The organism is Bacillus cereus group sp. BfR-BA-01380 (assembly GCF_022663535.1).
In the GTDB taxonomy this organism is placed as follows: domain Bacteria; phylum Bacillota; class Bacilli; order Bacillales; family Bacillaceae_G; genus Bacillus_A; species Bacillus_A cereus_BB.
Genome location: NZ_JAKUFS010000054.1, coordinates 1 through 10,493 on the forward strand (window position 1 = coordinate 1; position 10,493 = coordinate 10,493).

Below are 10,493 nucleotides of genomic sequence, written 5' to 3' on the forward strand. Positions count from 1 at the left end.
AAAAATGAAACCCATTAGGGTTTATTTCGTATGCGAATTTTTAAATAATCTACACCGATCCCTTATAAAAAGTAAAAAAACTCCCCTGGAAAATTCCTAATGAAGTCTTAGTTTGATAGCGATGGGATCACGTCACCAAAAGTAAAAAATTGTACGTTTAGATACAATTTAGACACATTTCAGCCGATTGCCTGTACGTTAAGGAAAAAGAAAGCTATATTGATTCTACTAGCTTTCTTTTTTTGAAAGAAGATTGATCGAAACGAATTCTTCTTTCAAAAAACCTTCGTTCAATTTTTATAATAAAGTCTGATGAAAAGATTGGTTGAGTGACAAAGAAAGGTACCCTTGTATAAAGTGAAACTTCCGTCAGTGGGGGTTTTCTTCATCCCCCACTGACGGTTAGTTGAACCAATCGGGCTTTTACGGGCAGTTATCCCCCACCTATCTTCTTTGCTTCTTTCTGAATCTTGAGGTGGGGGTCTTACTGCCCGTTAATGCGGGATAAAGCAATGCGGACCAGGAGAATCATAAGGTGATGGATATGTGGGAAAAAGAAGATATTTTAATTGCCCTGAAGAAGCAGTATGTCTCTAAAGGTAAAATTGCGAAGATGTAGGGGTAGTGACGGTTACCCCTACTACCTGGTCATTTGCTTGAAAAATTTTATCATTCTAAGTAAGGAGAGAAATATGTACACGATTAGCAGATTTTCTCAGCTATGCAAAATGAGTGCTCGTATGTTACGACACTATGACAGAGAAGGACTCTTAAAGCCAGTATATATAGATGCAGCGAACGGATACAGATATTATGAGAATAGTCAATTAGAAATGGCATTACTAATCAAAAAGCTGAGAGAATACAAATTTTCTTTGCCGGAGATTAAAACCATCCTTCAGACATCAGATAGAAAATTGTTTATCAGATTCATACATTTGAAAATAAATGAATTATCAAAGGAAATCAATCGATATAGACGGATCATTACAGAAATGCAAGAGATGATTGAAAAAAAGGTGGATTTGATTCAAGGAGAAAGAAGAGCATATGATATATTGCTCGGAATGAGAAAAGAGGTAAGTGTCGTAAGTCAAAGATTGCAGATTAATATTGCTGATGTAGATAAGTGCATTGATTCCTTATACGATAAGGCGGAAGAAAGTAACATTCAGTTATGTGGTGTACCCTCTGTGATTTTTTTTGATGAAGAGTTTAGCCCTGACCATAGCAATATTGAATTAATGATTCCGATTATTCCTGGGAATGAAAGAGATATATCAAGAGAATGGCAAATAAAAAAGCTCTCTCAAAGATTTATTGCCACTACATTGCATATCGGAAGTTATGATTATATCGGATATGCACATATGGCGCTTGAAGAATGGGCAGAATGCAACGGTTATTGCTTAGGTGGTCCGCCTTATGAAACCTATTTGAAAGGTCCAGAATGTGACTGCTCTGTGGAGGAGTATGTGACACAAATCTGTTTTCCTGTCATCAAAAAAGAAAAACAATAATTGCTTGACCTTGACACTATGTCAGAGCTTATTCTACTTCCAAGAGAAAGTAATCAAAACATAATAAGGAGATTATGAAATGAATAAGATAATTATACTGTGCTCAGGGGCTGTATTAGTAGCTGGAATTTTAACTGGATGTATTCAAAGTAAAGCTGATGAAAGCCAAAGTATAAAAGAACAAAGTGTAGGCAAATACTCAATGCCTGACGAAAGAGGCAAACATGAAGGTACATGGTTACAATGGCCTCATAACTTGACATATGGTAAAGGTTATAAAGAAGAGGTTGAATCAATTTGGATAGAGATGACAAGTGCTTTAAGCGAAGGGGAAAATGTTCATATTATCGCATATAATGAATACGAAAAGAATTATATTTCTAGTCTTCTGTATGAGAAGGGTATAAATATGGAGAAAATTTACTTTTATATCATTCCTACTAATGATGTATGGGCAAGAGATTCTGCACCGATTTTTGTATATGACAAGGATAAGAATATTAAAATCATGAACTGGGGATTTAATGGATGGGGCAAGAAAACCCCGTATAAAAAGGATGCATTAATTCCAAACAGTCTTAGTAAGCAATTAGGTATGGAAAGAATTGATCTAACTAATGTAGTACTTGAAGGTGGAGCCTTTGAACTAGATGGTAGTGGTACATTTTTATCCACACGTAGTGCTGTCGTTAACAAAAACAGGAATCCTAAGTTATCAGAAGCAGAAATAGAGGAGTATATAGAAGAATATCTTGGTGCTACTAATTTTATTTGGCTAGATGGTGTCTCAGGTTTGGATATTACGGATTTCCATATTGATGGTTTTGCTAAGTTTTATGATCAGTCTACAATTATTACAATGAAAGAAGATGATTTAGAGGAATGGGGTGTTTCAAATAAAGATATTAAAACATTAATGAATGCTAAAAATGCCTTTGGCAAGCCTTATCAGCATGTGTATTTACCAATTAGTAAAAACAATGTAATTTTAGATAATGGAAAAGATTTGGGATACAAAGGTTCATATATAAATTTTTACATTGGGAATACAGTTGTATTAGTTCCGAATTATAATGATCCTAATGATAAAATAGCAAACGATAGAATCCAAAAACTATATCCTGACCGTAAGGTGATTGGAATTGATGTAAGGGAGCTGTATAAAAATGGTGGTATGATTCATTGTGTTACACAGCAACAACCGGTCAGTTTAAAGTGATAGAGTTTGTTGCAGTGAATTCCAATGTATTCAAAAGTTAAGTATGAAGGACTACATGAATCTATATCAATTAAGGCTTGGAACCTTTTGGATTTTATTTAAAATAAACTATGCGGTGACATCTATACATAATCCCAACGTACATAAAAAAGGAAGACTCTCCAAATTCGAAAGGTCTTCCTTTTTTATGTACGTGAATAATGTCCACTAATGCTTATTGCGTGATTTGGTTCCATTGCTACACAGAACCCGTTATAAAAGAAATACAGAAAACTGCCAAATTTCAATCGAGATAACTATTAATAACATTACCCCTATTGATACAAGGATTTCTACTTTAACGTTGTAAATGCTCCCCCATTAAATATGGATTCTTTAATAGGGGTCACCATGAACAGAATGGAACAACAGGGCTTGATGAACCAGTTTTAATGAAGTAATCAGGAGCAAAACCATTGTCTATATCGCCACCGTATCCTGTATCACCTACCCAATCCCAAACTGTACTTCCCTTATAAGATTCACCTCTTACATAGCAATATAAGTCGAGTTTATATCCGTCTGGAATATTTCTTTCAGTTCGTGTGCCATTTATCGTTGGAGTCTTACGAAGGTCTAGACCAGCACCATTTGTATTTTGTACTGGATATAGTTCAGCATGTGTTACCGTTTGATTAGAAAACAAAATAGAGCCAGTTATTGCGAAGGAGAAAAATGACAATAAGACTTTTTTAAACATATGTTGCCTCCTATTAATTAATTTGTAATGCTTATGAAGAATCTCCTCATGTTTATGATCATGTGATAGATTGCTTGGTACACACTAGGGAAACTCTTATAAAGTAAAAGAATTAGTAGATTAAGTTAACGTATACGCTCCACAACCAAAAAATAAGACCGGAGAATTCGATCTTACTTTTCGCATAAGGAGAAACACTAGGATGATAACCGTCATATTTGTATCATATTATATTAACTATAATTTTTTAATATTAAAACTGGAAATAATAATGATATCCATGTTGAGAAAATAAACACAAAAGTTGTTATAAATTGAATAAATCTGAATGAAAACTCTAGTAGGCCTGACGCGACAAAAAAGAAAATTGTGCGTTAAGGAAATATTTTATACAAAAAACGATTCTCATGTATTTAAAGAATCGTTTTTTGATCTTTTAAGTTATGAGCTCTGTACAATACAGAACGCATTCCTCATTAGCTGCTTAACATATGTGTCTAACTTTTTGGGTTCACTTCATTGCCTTTTATAGATAACAAGTGCTTTTTATTTTAAGATTACAATAAGGGATTAAGCCATAATATTTTTGGATGGAGGGAGATTTAGTGAAATACTGGGGATACAACGAATTATTTGAAGCAATCAAAGAGGACTATAGTGATTTTTTAAGTTTAAATAGAGGATATAGAGAGGCAATAGCAAGACTAGTCGATGAATACTGGAATTTAGGTGAGATAGAAGATGTTGTGAGGGATGCTGCTATAGGAGAAATTTTAATTACTCATGACAAAGTTTTCGTTGGTACTGTTGAAAGGATAACAAAGTGTTTAAGTATGTTTAACCCGTTAGATGCGGAAGAAGAGTTAACTAAAGAGGAAATCGCGGATTTATCTAATAAAATAAAAAAAGTATTGGAAGGTCTAAAAAAAGTAGAAATTGATTATCATCCATATGCTGGATAGTTTGGAGGAACGGCTTCTCAAAAGGAGAAATACGGTATAGGATTTGGGATAAAAATGATCAAATTGTTGAAGAAAAAAGAGCTAACTAAATGAGATTTGGACTATGTGAAAATTCGGGTGAAAAATTATGAAAAAACACGATATCAATGAGTTAGAGAAGCTGCAAAAACAATTATCAAGTAACATTTCGTTAAAAAATACATTTAAACTAGAAGATATAAAATTAGTAGCAGGAATAGATATTGCTTATTGGTCTAATGAGGGAATTGACTATGGAGTCTGCTGTATTGTTGTGTTTGATTATCTTACAAAGGCAATTATTGAAGAAGTTCATCAGATAGATAAAATTGAGTTTCCTTATATTTCTGGTTATCTAGCATTTAGGAAATTACCATTAGTGCTTGATACAGTTAAAAAATTAAAAAGTTTTCCAGACTTATATATGTTTGATGGAAATGGTTATTTACATAATCGTCATATGGGGATCGCAACGCATGCGTCTTTCTATTTAAACAAGCCAACTATTGGAGTAGCCAAAACGTATTTAAGAATAAATAATGTTGATTTTATCGAACCTGAAAACGAAGTAGGTTCGTATACTGAGATCGTTGTAAATGAAGAAGTTTATGGAAGAACGCTAAAAACTAGAGAAAATGTAAAACCAATTTTTGTTTCTTGTGGGAATTGGATTGATTTAGATACTGCTACCCATGTCGTTTTGCATTTTGTAGAAAAAAATAGTCGGTTACCTATTACAACAAGATATGCAGATTTAGCTATTCATGAGGCAAGGAGAGAGGAACTTTCAAAGATAGAAAAGTAATGTATACATTTTTGTTTTATTAGGGATATTTCATTGGTGTTTTATGTAAAATTTGTATATCCGCTAGTTAGTCTAACACAGTATTTTCATACAATCCAATTTAATTAAATTTGGAAATACAGAAGCTTTAAGATTAATAGACAAAAAAGATAAGATTTTTCATAAGTGCTAATAATTGCCAAGGTTTTGTTTGACGAGTATAATGAAATCAATAAGTAACAAAAAGAAAAGGGCAGTGTAGGAAAGAATTTCTTCGCCTGTTAAGCGGTAGGTCGCAGGTTCGAATCCTTGCCTCCCCCGTCGTTTTATAAACGTAGGGGGAGTAGCTCAGTTTGGTAGAGCAACACATTGAGTCTTTCCGCCTATCTCCCTTTTCTTCGAATCTATAATTCATACTTTATAGATTTGGGCAGTGTAGAGAAGGATTTCTTCGCCTTGTAAGCCGTGTGTCATGGGTTCGAATCCCATCCTCCCAACCTTGGGAGGTAGCTCAGTGGTAGAGCAACGTAATGAGCCTTTTCGCTTATCTCCCAAATCTTTAAACATTACATATAACAGGAGCATTGTAGGTAGCTCATACTTCGTTTGCTAATATGAAACGCTATAGTTGCGGTAAGTTCCGCAACAATTTAGTACTTTTCTTTGATTCATAACACTAAGCGTCATATAGGAGATGGGTTTGCGGGGCTCGATTCCCGTTTCTCAGAATAAATTGTCTGTTCCTGTTTCCAATCGTTCTGAAGTGTTAGGAATGAGTGAAAAGAGCAACGTATATACGTTGCCTTTTTTATTTGTATTTCAACCAGTAGTGTCAAAAAATCTCTGGGGGTAGATCATAATGTCAAAGTTTAATCATTCTTCTCAAGGAAGCCGTCAAACGTATACAAAAGAGGGCGGAAACGCTTATAAAATGTATGATAAAGATAAACTAGTTACGATGGTATTAACATCTTTCTTTAATGAGCCAAAATTTTATGGTGACAACAGCGAAGAATTAGTTACTACTGCAAAACAAATTATGGACAGAGACCCTCAATTTGTTGCAAATTTAGCGGTGTATGCACGTGAAGTGTTTTACATGCGTTCTGTTACACATGTATTAGCAGTGGAACTCGCTAACCATCCTGAAGGTCGTAAATATGCACGTCAAACGGTTTCTCGCGTTGCACAGCGACCTGATGATGTAACAGAAATGATGGCATATCAATTAGGTGTATATGGCCGGAAACATCCAATTCCAAACTCTTTGAAAAAAGGGTTGGCAGATGCCTTTGCTACGTTTGATGAATATCAATTAGCAAAATACAATCGCACAGGAAAAGACGTTACATTGAAAGATGTATTCCGTTTAGTTAGCCCATCTGCAAAAGAAGGAACAGAACGTTATACACTTTATAAACGTTTATTAGAAAATACATTACAAGTACCATATACATGGGAAACAGAACTCTCTCAAAAAGGAAACAAAAAAGAAGTATGGGAAGAATTAATCGATAGCGGTAAAGTAGGTTATATGGCCTTACTTCGTAATCTTCGCAATATCGTAAATTCAGGTGCAGCAAATGTTGATACAGTATATAACATTCTTCGTGATCCTGAGAGAGTAAAAAAATCAAAACAATTACCATTTCGTTTTTTCTCAGCTTATCGCGTCGTGCAGGGAAAATTACCGCAAGCGGGAAGCATATTATTAGATGTATTGAATGACGCAATTGAAGCATCTGTTACAAACATGCCAAGACTATCAGGTACAACATTTATGACAGCAGATATCTCAGGCTCTATGACATGTTATCCTGTTTCGAAAGATGGGACCGTTAAATGTGCAGATATTGCTACGCTTATGATGGCAATGGCACACTCCTTCTGTGATAATTCGATTACATCTGTATTCGCAACTGATTTCAAAGTGATAAATGTTTCTACTCGTTCTGGCATTTTAGAGAACATGAACACATTTTTATCAGAGGTTAATGAACACGGATATGGAACAAACTTACATCTTTCTATCCAATATTTATTAGATAACAAAATCAAAGTTGACCGCATCCTCGTCTTCTCTGATGAGCAAGTGTACAGAGATGAATGTGAAGAAAATTCTTCACAAATCCTTCTTGAAACATATCGCCGTGAAATTAATCCTGATGTTTGGGTTCACTCTTTCAATTTAAATAGTTACGGTAATCAACAATTTGTAGGAGAGAAAACCAATTTAATCGGTGGTTGGAGTGAAAAATGCTTGGACTTTATTCATTATGCCGAAGAAGGAACAGGTTCTCTTATCTCAGCTATTGAAAATTATCAATAATTTTTTACAACGGCTTTATTTAGAAGGCTGAATAAAGCCGAGTTGTTGAAAACTTTAAAGGGGAATAAAAGCATGTCAAAAGAAGAGAAATTAGTTATTTTAAATGAAACTTTTAAGAAAGAGGGAAGCCCAGAGGACATAGAGGGTTTGACGATTATGGTTGACGGTGTTATAAAACAAGTTTTCGATAAGATAAAGTCTGATAGAGAATATACAAGTTATAATGAAGTATTAAGAGATGTTATTTTCGAAGGAGTAAGTGGCATTATTAAAAACTCTTTAGATTAATATATAAAGGATGGAAATAATGGATATTAATTTTGAATATTCCTTTAAAGTCATAAATGAACAAGATATGAAAGATTTTGAAATGAAATGTAATGTTTTACTTCCAGATGACTATAAAAACTTTTTGTTACTAAACAATGGTGGAAAGACGGATCGTAGAAGATTTACAATTTGTAATAATAAAGGGGCTACCATTACTTCATCAATTATGCTGTTTTTTCCGCTTTCTCAAGAAACAGAAAATAACCTTGAAGAGATGTATTCTTTATATAATAGAGGAAATATAGTTCCAAACAATTTCTTACCTATAGGAATTGATCCAGCCGATAGCTTAATATGTTTGGCGATTGAGGGAAAAGATGCAGGTTACGTGTACTTCTGTGATCTAGATTATTTTGAAGAAGATAATGAATTAAGGGAAGAGTATATTATACTGATGGCAAAGAGTTTTGAAGATTTTGTGAATAATTTGTTTTTTCCGCCAGCATCATAAAGTTGTAAACAGACATTTAAGATTGGGCACAGTGACCACATTTTAACCACTTGATTTCTTTTGTACATGAAAAAGGAAGAGATCGTGGTTCTTCTAAAGGCTGAACTGAATCTTAGATAAATATTTTAAGCGGTTAGCGAGGAGGGTGTCCCAAAAAGTCGTTGAATAACGATCTTTTGGGACATCCTTTATTTATATTGACTTCTACTGAATAAATTTTAGTAAGAATTTTTTAAGAAATATATAATTTTGTGTTGCTGATAAAAAATGATCATGAAAGTATGGAATAAGCACATTACCTGAAGAGTTAAGATGGATAGATGTTAGAGGGGGAGTCATTATGGAAAACCCAGGCGTAATGTCTTTGTGGATAGGAAATTTTAGAACGAAACAAAATTTAGAAGAATATGTTGAAATAAAGTTTGATAAAGTTGGAGATAGAATTCCATCTCAGTTCATGAGAGATTTTCATCTTGATTTTATCATATCTGGCGAGAAGACCCCACCTCAAGCGTAGCAACGGTAGGTGGGGGATGAATCGCTTTTTTTTTGTTTTTTTAGTATATAGATGGAAACATACGTTCTTATTTGGTATACTTTGTGTATACAAAACAAGAAAGGAGTGTGTCCAATGAAAAAAGCATATTTTTCAATTCGTATCTATAAGAATGCATTGAATCCGAATTATGTTGAAGCGATTGGACATGCTCTTTTCGTATTTAATCGTGCGAAGCATTTCGCTTTTCAAACGCAAGTGTTAGAAAAACGTTCTGGTACTTCCAGACGTTCTGATAGTATGCAGATTACTGTGAAATCACGATTTAGTCTAAATGATTATTTTGCAAATAGTGCTGTACAGGAAGCTAATGCACTATTTTCTTCTCAGACAGAATTGAAGAAATTGTATATCGAAAATAAAAATGAACAGATGAAAGCTGTAAAAAAGAAGATGAAGAAAACCAAGTCAGATTTGACAGTGCTGAATAAAATGAAAACATCGTTTATCAAAGGGAAGCCAACGTTCAATAAAACGTCCAAAGAACAACAAAGGGGACGATATTTTGTTGTACAATTTAAAAAGAGAACGGATATTTACTATCATGCCTATCAATTTGAGCATGAATATTTAGATGTGCGTATTCAAACACTTCGTTCTCGTTTAGGTAGCCTTGCATTTCGGTTGGATAGACTACAAAAACTACTTCATAGTTTAAAAAACAACGTTTCTTCTGTTGTATTTGGGAGTAAAAAGCTATTCAAAGCACAACATACTGTAGATGCTTATGTTCAAGATCATTCACTTTGGGTGCAGGATTTTGAAAAGGCTCGTTATAATCAAATGTTGATTTCGGGTCGAAAAGATGCGAAATCAGGAAACTTTGTTTTTACATACAATACAGAATCACAATCCTTACACTTTACAACACCAAATGGTATTCCGGTTGAAATTCCCAACCTTACATTTCCGTATGGACAAGAACAAGTGAATGCAGCTGTTCAAAACCAATGGAATTGCAAAGATAAAAAGAAGGCAGGAAAACCAATCGGTTGGGCAATTGAAGATCACTGTGATTACTACATTTTTAAATGTTTAATCGATATGGAAGAGAACCAAAATAAGAACTTCAGCAAATCTGATGGTGTCATTGGAGTAGACTGTAATTTTGACCACTTTGCTTGGTCAAACATCAATAAACAAGGACAACTCATAAAAACGGGTATATTATCCTTTGATATGTTAGGGAAAACATCAGAACAAATTACGAAAATAATGGAAGCTGAAGCCGTTGCATTAGTTGACATTGCTGTAAAAGCAAACAAACCGATCGTTGTAGAAAAATTAAACACCACAAAAGCAAAGGTTAAGAACCCTTATGGCAACAGAAAAGCAAATATGATGATGAGCATGTTTGCTTATAAAAAGATGATTTCAGCTATGAAAAGCCGTGCTGAGAAGATGGGGGTTGCAGTATTTGAGGTGAATCCAGCGTACACTTCTCAAATTGGTAAAATCAAATATATGAAACGTTTTGGTATCAGCATTCACCAAACAGCTTCTTATGTCATTGCTAGAAGAGCAATGGGGTTTAAAGAAAAACTTCCACCAATTTTGTATTCCCTATTACCGGAGAAGATGGTAG

10 protein-coding genes are annotated in these 10,493 nt (G+C 34.1%); 9 read left to right on the forward strand and 1 reads right to left on the reverse strand.

Translation table 11 applies throughout. The annotated features are described in order from the left end of the window. Nucleotides 1-692: 692 nt before the first annotated feature. Nucleotides 693-1,520, forward strand: a complete 828-nt coding sequence (locus tag MR076_RS25305) for a MerR family transcriptional regulator (RefSeq protein WP_242225322.1) — start codon at nucleotides 693-695, stop codon at nucleotides 1,518-1,520. Between the two features lie 79 nt (nucleotides 1,521-1,599). Continuing rightward, nucleotides 1,600-2,739 carry an agmatine deiminase family protein gene (locus MR076_RS25310; RefSeq protein WP_242225324.1) on the forward strand — a complete coding sequence of 380 codons (1,140 nt, stop codon included), beginning with the start codon at nucleotides 1,600-1,602 and terminating at the stop codon, nucleotides 2,737-2,739. A 385-nt stretch (nucleotides 2,740-3,124) separates the two neighbouring features. Here the strand turns inward: MR076_RS25310 and MR076_RS25315 are convergent, their stop codons facing one another. Then, nucleotides 3,125-3,478 carry a hypothetical protein gene (locus MR076_RS25315; protein WP_242225326.1) on the reverse strand — a complete coding sequence of 118 codons (354 nt, stop codon included), beginning with the start codon at nucleotides 3,476-3,478 and terminating at the stop codon, nucleotides 3,125-3,127. Nucleotides 3,479-4,083: 605 nt separating this feature from the next. Between MR076_RS25315 and MR076_RS25320 the strand changes: the two genes are divergently transcribed. From MR076_RS25320 to MR076_RS25350, 7 genes are all read left to right on the forward strand, one after another. Further along, the gene (locus MR076_RS25320) at nucleotides 4,084-4,440 is read left to right on the forward strand and encodes an Imm3 family immunity protein (protein ID WP_242225328.1); all 357 of its coding nucleotides are present in this window, start codon (nucleotides 4,084-4,086) and stop codon (nucleotides 4,438-4,440) included. 127 nt (nucleotides 4,441-4,567) lie between these two features. Next, a complete protein-coding gene (locus MR076_RS25325; protein ID WP_242225331.1) occupies nucleotides 4,568-5,263 on the forward strand; it encodes an endonuclease V in 696 nt (231 codons plus the stop codon). A gap of 838 nt (nucleotides 5,264-6,101) precedes the next feature. Further along, complete coding sequence (locus MR076_RS25330) at nucleotides 6,102-7,571, forward strand: TROVE domain-containing protein (RefSeq protein ID WP_242225332.1); 1,470 nt, start codon at nucleotides 6,102-6,104, stop codon at nucleotides 7,569-7,571. A 72-nt stretch (nucleotides 7,572-7,643) separates the two neighbouring features. Further along, nucleotides 7,644-7,859 (forward strand): hypothetical protein, encoded by a 216-nt coding sequence (locus tag MR076_RS25335; RefSeq protein WP_242225333.1) that lies wholly within the window; start codon nucleotides 7,644-7,646, stop codon nucleotides 7,857-7,859. Nucleotides 7,860-7,875: 16 nt separating this feature from the next. Then, nucleotides 7,876-8,352, forward strand: a complete 477-nt coding sequence (locus MR076_RS25340) for an SMI1/KNR4 family protein (protein WP_242225336.1) — start codon at nucleotides 7,876-7,878, stop codon at nucleotides 8,350-8,352. Nucleotides 8,353-8,692: 340 nt separating this feature from the next. Next, nucleotides 8,693-8,869, forward strand: coding sequence for an immunity 22 family protein (locus MR076_RS25345; protein ID WP_242225334.1), 177 nt, complete (start codon nucleotides 8,693-8,695; stop codon nucleotides 8,867-8,869). 114 nt (nucleotides 8,870-8,983) lie between these two features. Next, nucleotides 8,984-10,493, forward strand: a 1,510-nt coding sequence (locus MR076_RS25350; RefSeq protein ID WP_242225335.1) for an IS200/IS605 family accessory protein TnpB-related protein, incomplete at its 3' end; no start/stop codon positions are given.

Bases quoted from the DNA above. Each gene is read 5' to 3' on its own strand.
- MR076_RS25305 (WP_242225322.1), top strand. From the start codon at position 693: ATGTACACGATTAGCAGATTTTCTCAGCTATGCAAAATGAGTGCTCGT.
- MR076_RS25310 (WP_242225324.1), top strand. From the start codon at position 1,600: ATGAATAAGATAATTATACTGTGCTCAGGGGCTGTATTAGTAGCTGGA.
- MR076_RS25315 (WP_242225326.1), bottom strand. From the start codon at position 3,478: ATGTTTAAAAAAGTCTTATTGTCATTTTTCTCCTTCGCAATAACTGGC.
- MR076_RS25325 (WP_242225331.1), top strand. From the start codon at position 4,568: ATGAAAAAACACGATATCAATGAGTTAGAGAAGCTGCAAAAACAATTA.
- MR076_RS25330 (WP_242225332.1), top strand. From the start codon at position 6,102: ATGTCAAAGTTTAATCATTCTTCTCAAGGAAGCCGTCAAACGTATACA.
- MR076_RS25335 (WP_242225333.1), top strand. From the start codon at position 7,644: ATGTCAAAAGAAGAGAAATTAGTTATTTTAAATGAAACTTTTAAGAAA.
- MR076_RS25345 (WP_242225334.1), top strand. From the start codon at position 8,693: ATGGAAAACCCAGGCGTAATGTCTTTGTGGATAGGAAATTTTAGAACG.